This is a genomic window from Cupriavidus basilensis (assembly GCF_000832305.1).
Taxonomy (GTDB): domain Bacteria; phylum Pseudomonadota; class Gammaproteobacteria; order Burkholderiales; family Burkholderiaceae; genus Cupriavidus; species Cupriavidus basilensis_F.
This window is the reverse complement of the sequence record NZ_CP010536.1, coordinates 1,037,794-1,052,429: the sequence shown is the minus strand read 5'-3', so window position 1 is coordinate 1,052,429 and position 14,636 is coordinate 1,037,794. Positions and strand designations below refer to the sequence as shown.

Here is a 14,636-nt window from a genome sequence, read left to right as displayed (position 1 = left end):
CCGGCTCACCCGCCCGCCCGCATACCATGATCGATTCCCAGGCAGTCCGTGCCTATCTGCTCGGTCTGCAAGACCGTATCACCGACGCTGTTGCCGCCATCGACGGCAAGGCGTTTTCGACCGATGCCTGGGAGAAGCCGCCCACCGAGCGCCTGCGCGGCAGCGGCCGCACCCGTATCCTGGAAGGCGGCGCCGTGATGGAGCGGGCCGGCGTGGGCTTCTCGCATGTGCGGGGCGATGCGCTGCCGCCGTCGGCTACCGCCAACCGGCCGGAGCTCGCCGGGCGGGGCTTCGAGGCGATGGGCGTGTCGCTGGTGTTCCACCCGCGCAATCCCTTTGTCCCCACCGTGCACATGAACGTGCGCTGCCTGATGGCGGTGAAGGACGGTGCCGAGCCGGTGTGGTGGTTCGGCGGCGGCATGGACCTGACGCCTTACTACGGCAACGCTGGCGACTGCGCGCACTTCCACGCCACCTGCCGCGACGCCCTCGCCCCCTATGGCGATGACCTCTACCCGCGTTTCAAGCAATGGTGCGACGAGTATTTCTTCCTCAAGCACCGCGGCGAAGCGCGCGGCATTGGCGGCATCTTCTTCGATGACTTCTCCGCACTCGGCTTCGAGCACAGCTTCGCCATGACGCAATCGGTTGGCGACGCCTTCCTGGACGCCTACCTGCCGATCCTGCAGGCGCGCAAGGACATGGCTTACGGCGAGCGCGAGCGCGAGTTCCAGGCCTACCGGCGCGGCCGCTATGTCGAGTTCAACCTGGTGTTCGACCGCGGCACGCACTTCGGGCTGCAATCGGGCGGCCGCAGCGAGTCGATCCTGATGTCGATGCCGCCGCTGGCCAGCTGGCGCTACGACTGGCAGCCGGAACCGGGCAGCGCGGAGGCCGCGCTGTACACGGACTTCCTGCCCGTGCGCGAGTGGGCCTGACGGCAACCCCATGGCACACGACATCGCACGATCGCTCACCGCCAACGCGGCAGACGCAGCAGGCTCGACCAAGAGCAACCGCCCCTACCGCCTCGGCATTCTCGGCGGCACCTTCGATCCGCCCCACATCGGCCACGTGGCGCTCGCCCGCCTCTGCATCGAACATCTCGAGCTCGACGAGCTGGTCTGGATCCCCACCGGCCAATCGTGGCAAAAAGGCGACGACGTCACCCCTGCCGCCGACCGCCTGGCCATGACCGAACTGGCCGCGCAGGCATTGTCCGACACCCGCGCGCTGGTCCATGCCAGCCGTATGGAAGTCGACCGCGCCGGCCCCAGCTACACCGTGGATACCGTGCATGAACTGCGCGAGCACTATGGCCCCGATGCCTCGCTGGCGTGGCTCATGGGCGCCGACCAGTTGCTGCGCCTGCACACCTGGCATGGCTGGCAAGCGCTGTTCGCGCACGTCCACCTTTGCGTGGCGACGCGGCCCGGTTTCGACCTGGCGGAACTGGACGGTCCGGTACGCCAGGAGCTCGCGCAACGGCGTGCGTCCACCGACCTGATACAATCCATGCCCTCCGGCCGCATGTGGATCGACCAGACGCTCGCCGTCGACCTCTCCTCCACCGCCCTACGCCAACGCCTGGCTGCCGGACAACCGGCAGATGACCAGCTGCCGTCCGGCGTGGCACACTACATCGCGAGCCGCGGCCTGTATCGGCCGACGCAGTCGGATCTGCCCATCCCGGCCCGCCCCCAAACCGATCTCAGCTGAACTGAAAAAAGCACCATGGATATTCGCAAACTGCAACGCGCCATCGTCGACGGCCTCGAAGATGTCAAAGCGCAGGACATCAAGGTGTACGACACCACCCACCTGACCGAGCTGTTCGACCGGGTGGTGATCGCCAGCGGGAGCTCGAACCGCCAGACCAAGGCGCTGGCCGCCTCGGTCCGCGATACCGTCAAGGAAGCCGGCGGCCATATCGTTGCGGTGGAAGGGCTGGAAACGGGCGAATGGGTGCTGGTGGACTGCGGCGACGCCGTCGTCCACATCATGCAGCCCCAGCTGCGCATGTACTACAACCTGGAAGAACTCTGGGGTGACAAGCCGGTACGCCTGAAGCTGTCCACGGCCAAGAAGGGCCTGGCCAAGGCCAGCGAGCCGATCGACGGCGAAGACGAAGACGACGCCCCGGTCGTGCGCACCGCGCGCCGCGCCACCGGCCTGCGCCCGGCATTGGCCCGTCTGCCCGAAGGCATGAAAGAGCCTTCGCCGCCGCTTGGCCACGAAGACACGGACCCGGACGCTATCGCCACCAACCGCGCCCCGACCGTGCAAAAACGCCTGACCAGCGCGCTGGGCTCGGCACCGGCACGCAAGGCGCCGGCCAAGACGGCCGCGCCGCGCAAGACCGCAGCCGGCACCGGCGTGGCACGCAAGACCGCCACCAAGACGGCTGCGACCAAGACTGCCGCCAAGGCGCCGGCCAAGACGGCGGCCGCCAAGGCTCCGGTCGCGCGCAAGCGCGCCACCCGCTCGGCCTGAGCCGGACCGGTCCGCTTGCCGCCATGCAGTTGCTGATCGTGGCCGTTGGCCACAAGATGCCCGGCTGGATCGAAACCGGATTCGCGGAGTACGCGAAGCGCATGCCGCCCGAGCTGCGCATCGAGCTGCGCGAAATCAAGCCCGAGACGCGCTCGTCGAGCAATAACGCCACCACCGTGATGCAACGCGAGGCGGCCCGCATCGAGGCCGCGCTGCCCAAGCAATGCCGCATCGTGGCGCTGGACGAGCGCGGGCGCGACCTCACCACGGTACAGCTCGCCGCCCAGCTGGGCGACTGGCAGCGCGAAGGCGGCGATGTCGCCTTCCTGATTGGCGGCGCCGACGGCCTCGATCCCGCCCTGAAGGCCCGCGCGCAAACCCTGCTGCGCCTGTCCAGCCTGACCATGCCGCACGGCATGGTGCGCGTGCTGCTGGCTGAGCAGCTCTATCGCGCCTGGTCGGTCACGCAGAACCACCCTTACCACCGCGCCTGAGACCAGGCGCGCCCGTGTCGCGCACCGGGCGAGGCCGAGGGTACAATGCGACCGAAGCGGCGCATGCGCTGCAACCGCATTTGGCATGCCCTACCCCACCGCCCTGCCGTGACCCATACCTTCCTCTATCTCGCCTCCCAGAGCCCGCGCCGGCGTGAGCTGCTGACCCAGCTTGGCGTTGCCTACGAATTGCTGCTGGCCGACGACAACGAAGACGCCGAGGCGCTGGAAGTCGTGCTGCCGGGTGAGAGCCCGGACGACTACGTGCAGCGCGTATGCGCGCTCAAGGCCGAAGCCGCGCTGCGCCGGCGCGAGCGGCGCGCCCTGCCCGACGCCCCCATCCTGACCTCGGACACCACCGTCTGCCTGGACGGCGAAATCCTCGGCAAGCCCGCCGACGACGCCGATGCCGCCCGCATGCTGGCCGCCCTGTCCGGGCGCACCCACCGCGTGCTGACCGCGGTAACCGTGGTTTCCGCGCTCGGCCAGCGCCACGCGCTGTCGGTCTCCGAGGTGAGCTTTCGCACCATGACCGCCGACGAGATTGCCGCCTATGTTGCCAGCGGTGAACCGGCCGGCAAGGCCGGCGCCTATGGCATCCAGGGCCGCGCGGCCGAGTTCGTCGAGCGAATCGACGGCAGCTATTCGGGTATCATGGGTTTGCCCCTGTTCGAGACGGCTTCGCTGCTCAGACAGGCCCATCTGCGGTTCTGAGAACCCCGCCGCCGCCCATCCGTTCGCGCTTCAAGCTGCTGCCCCCGTGGCCACGGCAGCGCCCGCGGGACGCATGGCAGCGCAATGCGGACAACCACCTGGCCGGTCAGCCGGCGACGAGTTTCATCCACTATGACTGAAGACATCCTCGTCAACATCACACCGCAGGAAACACGCGTGGCCATCGTGCAGCAGGCCGCCGTGCAGGAACTCCACGTCGAGCGCACACTGTCGCGCGGGCTCGTCGGCAACATCTACCTCGGCAAGGTCGTGCGCGTGCTGCCCGGCATGCAGTCCGCCTTCATCGATATCGGGCTGGAGCGCGCCGCCTTCCTCCACGTCGCCGACATCTGGCACCCGCGCGATCCGGACAAGAACGCCAACGCCGCGCCGCTTGCCATCGAAAAGACACTCTACGAAGGCCAGGCCCTGATGGTCCAGGTCATCAAGGACCCGATCGGCACCAAGGGCGCGCGCCTGTCCACGCAGGTCAGCATTGCCGGACGCACCCTGGTCTACCTGCCGCAGGACCCGCACATCGGCATCTCCCAGCGCATCGAGGGCGAGGTCGACCGCGAAGCCCTGCGCGCCCGCGTGCAAGGGCTGGTGCCGGCGGATGAGCGCGGTGGCTTCATCGTGCGCACCATCGCCGAGGAATCCAGCAACGAAGAACTCGGCAATGACATCGCCTACCTGCGCAAGATCTGGGCTTCGATCCGCCAGAACGCCACCACGCTGCCCGCGCCCAACCTGCTCTACCAGGACCTCAACCTGGCCCAGCGCGTGCTGCGCGACTTCGTCAACGACGCCACCAACGTGATCCAGGTGGACTCGCGCGAGAACTTCCAGAAGCTGGTCGAGTTCGCCCAGGAGTACACCCCCGCGGTGCTGCCACGCCTGTCGCACTACACCGGCGAGCGTCCCGTCTTCGATCTCTTCAATATCGACGCCGAGATCGAGAAGGCGCTGTCGCGCCGGGTCGACCTCAAGTCCGGCGGCTACCTGATGATCGACCAGACGGAGGCCATGACCACCATCGACGTCAACACCGGTGGCTACGTCGGGGCGCGCAACTTCGACGACACGATCTTCAAGACCAACCTGGAAGCGGCGCATACGATTGCGCGCCAGCTGCGGCTGCGCAACCTGGGCGGCATCATCATCATCGATTTCATCGATATGGAAAACACCGAGCACCGCGACCAGGTGCTCTCGGAACTCAAGCGCGCGCTGTCGCGCGACCGCACCCGCATCACCGTCAACAGCTTCTCGCAGCTCGGGCTGGTGGAGATGACCCGCAAGCGCACGCGCGAGTCTCTCGCGCACGTGCTGTGCGAGCAATGCCCCGTGTGCACGGGCAAGGGCCAGGTCAAGACGCCGCGCACGGTCTGCTACGACATCCTGCGCGAGATCATGCGCGAATCGCGCCAGTTCAACCCGCGCGAGTTCCGCATCCTTGGCTCGCAGCACGTGATCGATTTGTTCCTGGAGGAAGAAAGCCAGCATCTGGCCATGCTCGGCGACTTCATCGGCAAGCCAATCTCGCTGCAGGTGGAATCGACGTTCCACCAGGAACAGTACGACATTATTTTGATGTGATCAGGAACGGCGTCAGGCACCCCTCGCGGCTGCCTGATGCTGCGCGGCACCCTCATTCAGGAATCCCCGGATCAAGCGCACCAGGTTGTCCTCCAGTTCAGGATCGGCCAGCAGGGTTTCGTCCGCCGCCAGCGCGCTGCGCATCACGCCCATGACGGCCTGCGTGAGGACGAAGGCGGCCATCGGCCGCATGGCAAGCGCGCGGTTCTCGGCGTCCACGGCGTGGCCCGAACTGAGCCACTGCGCGACCTGCGCCGCGGAGCCTTCCAGCGCCTGCCTGCTGCCCGAGGCCAGCGCTACCTCCAGCAAGAGCTTGCGCACGCGGTGACGGCCGCCAAATGCACTTAGCAGTGCACGCACCAATAGCCTGGCGCGCACCGTGGGGTCGGGCGTGCCGGGCGTACCCAGCAAGAGGCCCAAGCGCCCCATCACGCTCTCGATCTCCCGGCGCCCCAGTGCTTCCATCACTTCCTGCTTGTTCGAGAAATATTGGTAGAGCGTACCGATGCTGATGCCGGCCACCTCGGCGATCCGGTTGGTGCTCAAACCCTCCAGCCCCTCCTTGTCCAGGAGGCGGATGGTCGACTCAAATATGAGTTCCAGCTTCTCCAGCGACCGCGCCTGCATCGGCCGGCGCCGCCTGGGGCCGCTGTCTTCAGGGGTTTGCAGGGTCATGGCGTGGACTCCGGAACGCGAGTAAGCAAACCTGATACTAGCTCATATAATCATCCGCATACTATCCCCTTCGTGCTCCGGGAGCGGTCATGACCCGTCTGGAAATCCTTCAGCTCTATGCCTTGCCGGTGGTGGTCGGCGCGTCCCTGATGGAAGCGCTGGTGCTGCACTGGCGCAAGCCCGGCACGTTCGACTGGCATGAGGCATGGCTGTCGCTGGTAGACCTGGCCGGGCGCAAGATCCTGGTCCTCCTGCCCTTGTCGCTGGCGGCGCCCGTGTTCGCGCTAGCCTGGGAACACCGCCTGCAAACCATCGTGCTCAACAGCTGGCTGCTGGGCACGGCCTTGTTCATCGGCCAGGAGTTCTGCTACTACTGGTACCATCGCGCGGCGCACCGCGTGCGCTTCTTCTGGGCCACGCACGCCGTCCATCACTCGCCTAACCAGCTCACCTTGTCGACGGCTTACCGCCTTGGCTGGACCGGCAAGCTGACAGGCACCACGCTGTTTTTCACGCCCCTGGTGTGGCTGGGCTTTCCGCCCGAGGTGGTGATCGCGACCTTGTCGCTGAACCTGCTCTATCAATTCTGGATTCACGCGACCTGGATCCCGCGGCTCGGCTGGCTGGAATATGTCCTGAATACGCCGTCCGCGCATCGGGTTCATCACGCCGCCAATATCGAATACCTGGATGCCAACTTCGGCGGCGTGCTGATCGTCTTCGACAGGCTCTTCGGCACCTACGTGGCAGAGCGCGACGACGTGCCGTGCCGCTATGGGCTGGTCACCCCGATGCGCTCGCGCAATCCGCTGCGTGTCGAGTTCCAGCAGTGGCTCGACCTTGGACGGGACCTGGCGCAAGCACGCAGCCTGGGGGCGATGCTCGGCTTTCTCTTCCTGCCGCCCGGCTGGCGCCCCGACGGACAGGGCCACACTACTGAAGCGCTTCGCCGTCAGCTCGCGCTTGCCGGCCACCTTGCCTCGGAGGGCAGCGGCACCGCACCGAAGTAGCGAGAGCGGTGCGCGTGCGCACGCTTTCCTCTCGCCTTCCTTGCCTCATCCTCTATAAATATGGAGACGGGTGTGCGCATTCAGATTGCCTCGCGGGCACCGGGCGCAAGGAGTCACCATGAAGAAAAAGCGCTTGCTCTTGTGGCCTCTAGCTGCCGCATTGGCGGCATGCACGGTGACACTGCCTCCTCCCACCCCGCCGGCTGCGCGCGTACCCGAGACACAAAGGGCCCCCGCCCCCGTGGCGCGGGAGCGCGCCACGCCCATTCCCCCCCACGACATCGATATCGCCGCCAATTGCCAGCGCACGGAGGAAGACGGCTTTCGCGAGGATGCCCATATGCGGGTGGCCAGCAACGATGTGCGCAGCCTGAGCTGGAAGCTATGGGTGGGCCGGCATGGCTCCTGCCACTTCGATCTCACCGAGTTCCGCCAGGTGCGCAGGACCCCGCATATCGAACTGCAGGCGATCGATGGCAGCGGCTGCACGCTGATGGTCTGGCAGGACCCGCGGCGCGTCACGCTGGCGCATGCGCATTGCGAGCAGCATTGCACCCCGGGTATCTACGAGCAAGCCTGGCCCGTGCTGTTCGATCCGCGCAGCGGCACATGCGCGCAGATCCGCTAGACATAATGTATTGACCTGCCGGGCCGTCGACGGCAAGCGCGGCTCAGCGCTCGCGCAGGCGCGCCGCCGCGCGCGTCAGCGGCTTGGCCAGCACGGTGGTGGCCAGCGCCATCAGCAGCAGGCCGGAGAAGGCCGTCATGCCGATCAGCCCGGCTTCGAACAAGATTCCCAGCACGACCACTTCCATCAGCCCCTTGGTCTGGACCAGTGCGCCCAGCATCCAGGCCTCGCGCCGCGGCAGGCCGGCCAGGCGTGCCGGCAATGCGGCCCCGACCACCTTGCCGGCCACCGCGACCATGGTGCTCAGGCCGAACACCAAAAGCGTCGCCTGACCGCCGATGGCGATGTCGGTACGCAGCCCGGTCATCAGGAAGAAGAACGGCATCAGGACCACCACGGTGGCCGGCTCGAGCTGGCGCCGGAGCTCGCCGGCCGCATCGCGCGGCAGCACGACGCCCGCGAGGAAGCCGCCGAGGATGTAGTGCAGGCCGATCGATTCGGAGATCAGCGCCGAGCCGAAGATCAACACCGCAACCAGCGCCAGGCGTGCATCAACGGCGGCCATCCGCGGCAGCATGCGCGCCAGCAGCGGGCGTACCAGCCACAGCATCGCACCAACGTAGGCAAGGCCCAGGCAAGCCAGCCGCAGGAAGTCATAGCTTGAGGAACGACCCGCGCTGGCGAGGATGGCCGACAGCACCAGCCAGATGGCCGCATCGCTGAAGGCGGCGCAGCCGACCGCCAACTGGCCGGGCACGGAGTCGGACAGCTTCATTTCCCGCAGGATCGCCCCCAGCACCGGCAGCGCCGTCACCGCCATGGACACCCCCACGGCGAAAGCGAATTGCCAGGCGGATGCCGCATGCCCTACGGCATCCGGGGTGGCGTAGGCCAGCCAGGCGCCAGCTGCCGTGCCGAGCGCGAACGGCACCAGCACGCTGCCCAGCGCGGCCGCCATCGCAATGCGCCGTATCCCTGGCTGCTGCGCGCCGCCGATGTGCAAGCCGGAGAGGAAGGCAAACAGCACCACCGCCAGCCATTGCAGCCCGCTAAGCGCGGATAGCTGCGCCGGCCCGAACAGGGCCTGCCAGCCTTGCGGCCACAGCGCGCCAAGCAGGGACGGCCCGAGCAGGATGCCGCCCACGATCTGCATGGCCACCAGCGGCACGATGCTGCCGATGCGCAGCCCGCGCCACAGGATGAACGGTGTACCGACCACCAGGCAGGCCTGGGCAAAGAAAAGCGAAACGGGATTCAAGGCGACGGGCGGATCGAGTGAAGTGGAACAAGGACGTGGGCGCGCCGGGCGCCCACCGGGCGTGCATCCAGAGGCGCTACTTAGCCTTCGGCACACGCCCCATCAGGTAGAACTCTTCGTTTGGCCGCATGCTGATGGTGTTCGCCATGCGGTTGGACAGGCCGAAAAAGGCGGTGATGGCCGCGATATCCCAGGCGTCCTCGTGGCTGAACCCATGCGTGGCCAACGCCGCGAAATCGGCATCGCCAACCTCGGCCGAGGCCTCGCAGACCTTGAGGGCGAAGTCGAGCATGGCGCGCTGGCGCGGCGTGATGTCGGCCTTGCGGTAATTGACGGCCACCTGGTCAGCCAGCGTCGGCTTTTTCTCGTAGATGCGCAGGATGGCGCCGTGCGCCACCACGCAGTACAGGCACTGGTTGGCGCCCGAAGTGGCCACCACGATCATCTCGCGCTCGCCCTTGGACAGGCCGCCCTCCTTGAGCATCAGCGCGTCGTGGTAGGCAAAGAAGGCGCGGAACTCATCCGGCCGGTGGGCCAGCGTCAGGAACACGTTCGGCACGAAGCCGGCCTTGTCCTGGACTTCCAGGATGCGGGCCCGGATGTCCTCGGGCAGGTCAGCGATGGCGGGAACCGGGTAACGGCTCAGTGGCGGCGATGCGGTCATGGTGGTCTCCTTCGGGGGTGCACCCCTCTTTGCACTGCGCATGAACCGCCCGCGCTAGCTGCCGCGGGCAGCGGGAATCTGGCCGGCTGCGCCGGCTTACTGGGTGGCGAACTGGATCCTGTGCAGCCCGGCGTAGAGTCCCTCGGCCGACAGCAGTTCGTCGTGGGTGCCGTGCTCGGCCACCCGCCCGTGGTCGAGCACCACGATGCGATCGGCATTCTCGATGGTGGACAGGCGGTGTGCGATGACCAGCGTGGTCCGGCCAACCATCAGGGCTTCCAGCGCGGCCTGCACCTGGCGCTCCGATTCGGAGTCGAGCGCCGAGGTGGCTTCGTCGAGAATCAGGATCGGCGCGTCCTTGTACAGCGCGCGCGCGATCGCCATGCGCTGGCGCTGGCCGCCGGACAGCTTCATGCCGTTGTCGCCGATATTGGTCTCGAGCCCTTGCGGCAGGCCCTTGATCACATCGGTCAGGTAAGCGGCGGCCAGCGCGCGCTCGACGCGTGCCATGTCGATTTCGGCCGCCGGATGCACGCCATAGGCCACGTTGGCGGCAACCGTGTCGTTGAACAGCACCACGTCCTGGCTGACAAAGGCAATCTGGCGGCGCAGGTCATGCAGCGAGAAGGCGTCGATGGTCTTGCCGTCCAGCAAGATGCGGCCCTCGGTCGGGTCGAAGAAGCGCGGCACCAGGTTGACCAGCGTGGTCTTGCCGCTGCCCGACGGCCCCACCAGTGCCACGACTTCACCAGCGCTGACGTTGAAGTTGATGTTGTCCAATGCCGGGCGGGCGGCCTCGCCGTAGCGGAAGCCCACCTTCTCGAACACCAGCTCGCCGCGCGCGCGCTCAAGCGGCAAGCCGCCGTCCTGCGGCTCGATCGGCTCGTCGATCAGGCCAAAGATCATCTCGGCCGCGGTCAGGCCGCGCTGCAGCGGCTGGTTCAGGTCGGTCAGGTGCTTGAGCGGCGAGACCAGCAGCAGCATCGCCATCACAAAGCCGGTGAAGCTGCCCACCGTAGTGTGGTTGGTCTGCGACTGGATCATCGCGATGGTGAGGATGACCGACAGCGCCAGCGCCGCCAGGAACGCCGTGACGGGCTGGTTCAGCCCGCCGGCCACCGCCATGCGCATGGAATAGCCACGCAGGCGCTCGGCCATGGCCGCGAAACGCGACGTCTCATAAGCCTCGCCGCCATGCAGCTTGACCACCTTGTAGCCACCAGCGGCTTCCTCGACCACGTAGGCCGCGGTGTTGGTCAGCGCCTGGTGATCGCGATTAAGGCGCCGCAGGCGGCGATTGACCTTGGCCATGACGAAACCGATCACCGGCAGGATCACCGCCACCACCAGCGTCAGGCTCCAGTTGGTATAGAACAGGTAGACCAGCAGCGCCAGCACGGTGAGCGAATCGCGCACCAGGGTGATCAGCACCCCGGTCAGGATCTGCATGACCTGGTTGACCTCGAAGATCACGGCATTGATCAGCGACGCTGCGGTATTGCGATGGTAGAACAGCGCGGGCGCATGCAGCATGCGCTCGAACATCTGCATCCGCATTTTCAGCAGCACCCGGTTGGAGATCAGGGCGAGCAGGTAGCCGGAAGCAAACTGCGCCACCCCGCGGACCAGTGCCACGCCAATCAGCAGGGCCGGCACGTGCCAGAGCTTGCCGGCATATGCGCCGCCGAAACCGTTGTCGAGCAGGTCATTAACGACCTTGGGCATGATCCCTTCTGCACCAGCCACCGCCGCCATCGCGATAATGGCAACGATGAAGACGCGCATTTCCGGACGCAGGTAGGACCAGACTCGCTTCAGGGTGTCGGCTTCCTGTGCCGGGGGCGCATTTTGTTCTTGGACTTTCACGTTTTCTCCACCCCGTCGGCGCGGGGATACTTTGCTTGTACCGCGGCCAGCCCGAGCAACAGCCCGATGATGCCGGCATAAAAAACAATATTTGCCTGGTGCGCCATCGTCACCTGGGTCAGGCCGCTGATCAGGCTGGCCATGACGACGCCGATGCCGGAAGCGCACACGCTGATGCCCAGTGAATTGGCATTGCGCCAGCATACGCGCAGCAGCCGCCAGAACAGGACGCCAGGAACCAGGAACAAGCCCAGCAATGCCAGCATGCCCGGCATGCCCATTGTCGCTGCCGCCTCGAGCACATCGTTGTGCGCGTGCTCAAGGGTGCAAACGTCAGACGACCCATGCTCCTTGCAGAAGATGGAAGCTTGGGGAATCCGCGCGAACTGTCCGACCCCGACGCCGAGCCAGGGATGCAAGTGGATCGATTCCGCCGCCATTTGCCAGAGCTTCAGCCGTGCCCCTACCGAAGTCTCGGTGTTCCCCTGCTGGAACTGCCCCCATTGTCCCCGCACGAGGTCAACCCGCTGCGCGACGGGGCTGCCAGGCGCCAGATAGAGTCCCGCAGCCAAGGCCGCGATGAGCGCCACCGCGCCAAAGAACTTCGCCGGCCTCATGCTCGGGTAACGAACAAAGAGCAGCGGGATCATCGTGATACACAATGCCAGCCACGCGCCGCGCGTGCCATTCACAATCAGCACCGAACCGGCGAGCGCCAGATCCAGCCAGGCAAGCAGATGCGCCTTGCGGCTGATCCCAGGCCGCACGAAACCAATCAACCCCAATGCGGCAACCATGTTCCCAAACGCGATGGCCTGGGTCCAGGCCGACGGCCGTGGATCGTCGAGAACCCAGCGCTGGAACAGGACAATCGCCAGGCTCATCGCCAAAGCGATTGTGATGCCACTCCAGAGCCGCCGCGGGTCTGGCGCGATCTTGAGGATAACCAGGCATGTCACCAACAACAGGAGAATGCGAGAAGGGTTATCCATCACGTTCCAGGGAACGTGGAAATAGAGCTTGGAACCCAGAAAGACAAGCACCAAAGCTAGAATAGCGAGCCCGATGGGGTATAGCGTGGCGCGATACTGCGCAAACATGGGCCTCAAGCCCCGACGGACAATCAGCGCCAGCAGCAAGATAGCGCCCAGGAAAATACCGGCGCCTTTCGGCACGCAGAGCAGCAGGATTGGAAATGCCAGAACTAGCGCATTGGTAAGAGCGGTCACTTTTCCGGCACGGAACATCATAAACAAGCTCTATGAAAATCTCAGTCGTACTGATTACAAAAAACGAGGCACACAACATCCGGGAGTGCCTGGAAAGCGTGTCCTGGTGCGACCGCGCGATTATAGTGGATTCAGGTAGCCGGGACGGCACGGTCGAGCTGGCCCGGAGCCTGGGCGCGGAGGTCTTCGAAACCGAGCACTGGCCTGGCTTCGGCGCCCAGAAAAACCTGGCGGTATCCAAGGCCGACGGCGACTGGATCTTCTCCATCGACGCGGACGAACGGGTCACCCCCGAACTGCGCGACGAGATTATCGCCGCAGTGGCGTCCGGCCAGTCCAATGCGTACGAGGTACCCAGGCTGTCACGCTTTTGCGGCCGCTTCATCCGCCACGGCGGCTGGTATCCCGACTACGTCACACGGCTGTTCCGCCGTGGCCACGCCCGCTTCACTGACGATCTCGTGCACGAGCGCGTGGTAGCCGATGCACCAGTCGGCAGGCTCAATTCGCCATTGCTGCATTACACCTACGACGATTTCTCGCAGGTGCTGCAAAAGATCGACAAATATTCCAGCCTCGGCGCCCAGCAGGGCTTCGCGCGCGGCAAGACGGCGTCGCCCGCCGGCGCCGTGCTGCATGGCGCCTGGGCGTTCCTGCGCACCTACCTGCTGCGCCGCGGTTTCCTGGACGGCGCGCAGGGGCTCGGTGTGGCGCTGATGAATGGCCAGGCGAGCTACTACAAGTACATCAAGCTATGGTACCTGCAGCAGAAGAGCGAGCAGCAGGCGCCCCCACTGTAGGGGCTGCCGCCCCCGCCTGAGGCGCGCCCAGCATGTCCTCGACGCAAGCGCTGAAGGCCGCCGAGGTGGGACCAAAGCCCATCTGCTCGATGTGGACCGCCGCATAGGCCAGCAGCCGCGCGCGCAGCGGCGCGTCCTCGAGCCCGCGGCGGATCGCCTCCGCCAGCGCGGGCACATCGCCAACCGGCGTCAGCAGGCCGGCCTTGCCTTCGGCCAGGATCTCGCGCGGGCCCACCGGGCAATCGGTGCTCACCACCAACTGGCCCAGCGCCATGCCTTCGAGAAGCACATTGGGCAGCCCTTCCATCTTGGAGCTGAACGCCATCAGCCGCGCATGATGGATCCATGCATAGGGATTGGCCTGGAAACCGGCAAAGCTGACACGCTCGCTGATGCCGAGCTCGCGCGCGAGCGCTTCGAGCCGGCCGCGAGAAGCACCGTCGCCCACCAGCACCAGCCGCTCGCGCAAGCCCGTGCCCCTGACCAGCGCCGCGTAGGCCCGCAGCAGCGTGGTGAAATCCTTCTGGCTTTCTTCCAGCCGCCCCACCGAAACAATGTAAGGATGCGCCGGCGGCGTGAACGGCGCCTTGCCGAGCGCGCGGATGCGATCGAGGTCGGTGGCGTTGTACAGGCGGATGAATTTGCCGGCGGCCTCGGGAATCAGCGCCTGCGCGTCGGCCAGCATGCTGTCGTTGAGCACCACGATGCGGTCATAGTGCTCGCGGCACTGGCGTCGCAGCTTGCGCAGCTTACGGCGATTCTCGTGCTCCAGGTGTGCCACGCTGAAGTGCTGGTAGCCGATCATCGGCACCGGCAGGCGACCGGTCAGCCGCGACAGTGACATGTCGTAGTCGATCACCAGGTCATAGTCCCGCGCGATGCCGCGAAAGCGCCGGTTGACCAGCGGCTTGCGCAGCGGCGGCAACAACACTTCCTCGTATATCTTGCCCAACGGACCCAGCTTGCCGGCTTTTTTCAATTGCCGGCAGCGCGAGAGCCAGGCCTGCGGCGCGAGGATATGGATCTTGACGTCCGGCGGCAGCATGGCGCGGAAATGCGTCTCCAGCGCTTCGGTCGGATAGGTCAGCGTCAGGCCGATCTCGAAGCGCTCTCGATCCAGCGAGGCCAGCAGCGACACCAGCGAGGTCTCGATGCCGCCGCGCAGGAAGTGGGTCAGGTGAAAGAGGATGCGTTGCTTGGCCATGC

Annotated in this window: 15 protein-coding genes; 9 read left to right on the top strand and 6 right to left on the bottom strand. The window is 66.1% G+C overall.

The window, feature by feature from the left end; genetic code table 11:
* Window positions 1–26 precede the first annotated feature (26 nt).
* From hemF to rng, 6 genes are all read left to right on the top strand, one after another.
* Window positions 27–938: an oxygen-dependent coproporphyrinogen oxidase gene (gene hemF, locus RR42_RS04725; protein ID WP_043344557.1), complete on the top strand. Its 912-nt coding sequence runs from the start codon at window positions 27–29 to the stop codon at window positions 936–938.
* Between the two features lie 10 nt (window positions 939–948).
* A complete protein-coding gene (locus RR42_RS04720; RefSeq protein ID WP_043344556.1) occupies window positions 949–1,719 on the top strand; it encodes a nicotinate-nucleotide adenylyltransferase in 771 nt (256 codons plus the stop codon).
* Between the two features lie 15 nt (window positions 1,720–1,734).
* Complete coding sequence (rsfS, locus tag RR42_RS04715; RefSeq protein WP_043344555.1) at window positions 1,735–2,493, top strand: ribosome silencing factor; 759 nt, start codon at window positions 1,735–1,737, stop codon at window positions 2,491–2,493.
* 23 nt (window positions 2,494–2,516) lie between these two features.
* On the top strand, window positions 2,517–2,987 hold the full coding sequence (rlmH, locus tag RR42_RS04710; protein ID WP_043344552.1) for a 23S rRNA (pseudouridine(1915)-N(3))-methyltransferase RlmH: 471 nt from the start codon (window positions 2,517–2,519) through the stop codon (window positions 2,985–2,987).
* A 63-nt stretch (window positions 2,988–3,050) separates the two neighbouring features.
* Complete coding sequence (locus tag RR42_RS04705; protein WP_052494448.1) at window positions 3,051–3,701, top strand: Maf family protein; 651 nt, start codon at window positions 3,051–3,053, stop codon at window positions 3,699–3,701.
* A gap of 132 nt (window positions 3,702–3,833) precedes the next feature.
* Window positions 3,834–5,300 (top strand): ribonuclease G, encoded by a 1,467-nt coding sequence (rng, locus tag RR42_RS04700; RefSeq protein WP_043344550.1) that lies wholly within the window; start codon window positions 3,834–3,836, stop codon window positions 5,298–5,300.
* A gap of 12 nt (window positions 5,301–5,312) precedes the next feature.
* Here rng and RR42_RS04695 read toward each other — a convergent pair whose 3' ends face one another.
* Entirely contained in the window at window positions 5,313–5,975 is a 663-nt protein-coding gene (locus RR42_RS04695; protein WP_082054798.1) for a TetR/AcrR family transcriptional regulator, read from the bottom strand.
* 89 nt (window positions 5,976–6,064) lie between these two features.
* Between RR42_RS04695 and RR42_RS04690 the strand changes: the two genes are divergently transcribed.
* The gene (locus RR42_RS04690) at window positions 6,065–6,985 is read left to right on the top strand and encodes a sterol desaturase family protein (protein ID WP_043344547.1); all 921 of its coding nucleotides are present in this window, start codon (window positions 6,065–6,067) and stop codon (window positions 6,983–6,985) included.
* Window positions 6,986–7,103: 118 nt separating this feature from the next.
* Window positions 7,104–7,613 carry a hypothetical protein gene (locus tag RR42_RS04685; RefSeq protein ID WP_043344545.1) on the top strand — a complete coding sequence of 170 codons (510 nt, stop codon included), beginning with the start codon at window positions 7,104–7,106 and terminating at the stop codon, window positions 7,611–7,613.
* Window positions 7,614–7,656: 43 nt separating this feature from the next.
* On the opposite strand, the gene RR42_RS04680 is transcribed toward RR42_RS04685, so the two are convergent.
* The 4 genes from RR42_RS04680 to RR42_RS04665 all read right to left on the bottom strand — a co-directional run bounded on the left by RR42_RS04680 (window position 7,657) and on the right by RR42_RS04665 (window position 12,651).
* Complete coding sequence (locus tag RR42_RS04680; protein ID WP_043344543.1) at window positions 7,657–8,871, bottom strand: cation:proton antiporter; 1,215 nt, start codon at window positions 8,869–8,871, stop codon at window positions 7,657–7,659.
* Between the two features lie 76 nt (window positions 8,872–8,947).
* On the bottom strand, window positions 8,948–9,535 hold the full coding sequence (locus RR42_RS04675) for a peroxidase-related enzyme (RefSeq protein WP_043344542.1): 588 nt from the start codon (window positions 9,533–9,535) through the stop codon (window positions 8,948–8,950).
* 96 nt (window positions 9,536–9,631) lie between these two features.
* Window positions 9,632–11,401, bottom strand: coding sequence for a lipid A export permease/ATP-binding protein MsbA (msbA, locus tag RR42_RS04670; protein ID WP_043344540.1), 1,770 nt, complete (start codon window positions 11,399–11,401; stop codon window positions 9,632–9,634).
* Entirely contained in the window at window positions 11,398–12,651 is a 1,254-nt protein-coding gene (locus RR42_RS04665) for an O-antigen ligase family protein (RefSeq protein ID WP_043344539.1), read from the bottom strand. Before RR42_RS04665 ends, msbA begins: the two co-directional genes overlap by 4 nt.
* An 11-nt stretch (window positions 12,652–12,662) precedes the next feature.
* Here RR42_RS04665 and RR42_RS04660 point away from each other — a divergent pair, with 11 nt between their 5' ends.
* Window positions 12,663–13,430 (top strand): glycosyltransferase family 2 protein, encoded by a 768-nt coding sequence (locus RR42_RS04660; protein WP_043344537.1) that lies wholly within the window; start codon window positions 12,663–12,665, stop codon window positions 13,428–13,430.
* Here RR42_RS04660 and RR42_RS04655 read toward each other — a convergent pair.
* Window positions 13,378–14,634 carry a glycosyltransferase gene (locus tag RR42_RS04655; RefSeq protein ID WP_043344535.1) on the bottom strand — a complete coding sequence of 419 codons (1,257 nt, stop codon included), beginning with the start codon at window positions 14,632–14,634 and terminating at the stop codon, window positions 13,378–13,380. The two genes, RR42_RS04660 and RR42_RS04655, sit on opposite strands and share 53 nt — an antisense overlap.
* Window positions 14,635–14,636: the final 2 nt, after the last annotated feature.

Excerpts from the sequence above, each read along its gene's own strand:
- hemF (WP_043344557.1), top strand. The coding sequence starts at position 27 with ATGATCGATTCCCAGGCAGTCCGTGCCTATCTGCTCGGTCTGCAAGAC.
- RR42_RS04720 (WP_043344556.1), top strand. The coding sequence starts at position 949 with ATGGCACACGACATCGCACGATCGCTCACCGCCAACGCGGCAGACGCA.
- rsfS (WP_043344555.1), top strand. The coding sequence starts at position 1,735 with ATGGATATTCGCAAACTGCAACGCGCCATCGTCGACGGCCTCGAAGAT.
- rlmH (WP_043344552.1), top strand. The coding sequence starts at position 2,517 with ATGCAGTTGCTGATCGTGGCCGTTGGCCACAAGATGCCCGGCTGGATC.
- RR42_RS04705 (WP_052494448.1), top strand. The coding sequence starts at position 3,051 with ATGCGCTGCAACCGCATTTGGCATGCCCTACCCCACCGCCCTGCCGTG.
- rng (WP_043344550.1), top strand. The coding sequence starts at position 3,834 with ATGACTGAAGACATCCTCGTCAACATCACACCGCAGGAAACACGCGTG.
- RR42_RS04695 (WP_082054798.1), bottom strand. The coding sequence starts at position 5,975 with ATGACCCTGCAAACCCCTGAAGACAGCGGCCCCAGGCGGCGCCGGCCG.
- RR42_RS04690 (WP_043344547.1), top strand. The coding sequence starts at position 6,065 with ATGACCCGTCTGGAAATCCTTCAGCTCTATGCCTTGCCGGTGGTGGTC.
- RR42_RS04685 (WP_043344545.1), top strand. The coding sequence starts at position 7,104 with ATGAAGAAAAAGCGCTTGCTCTTGTGGCCTCTAGCTGCCGCATTGGCG.
- RR42_RS04675 (WP_043344542.1), bottom strand. The coding sequence starts at position 9,535 with ATGACCGCATCGCCGCCACTGAGCCGTTACCCGGTTCCCGCCATCGCT.
- RR42_RS04665 (WP_043344539.1), bottom strand. The coding sequence starts at position 12,651 with ATGATGTTCCGTGCCGGAAAAGTGACCGCTCTTACCAATGCGCTAGTT.
- RR42_RS04660 (WP_043344537.1), top strand. The coding sequence starts at position 12,663 with ATGAAAATCTCAGTCGTACTGATTACAAAAAACGAGGCACACAACATC.
- RR42_RS04655 (WP_043344535.1), bottom strand. The coding sequence starts at position 14,634 with ATGGCCAAGCAACGCATCCTCTTTCACCTGACCCACTTCCTGCGCGGC.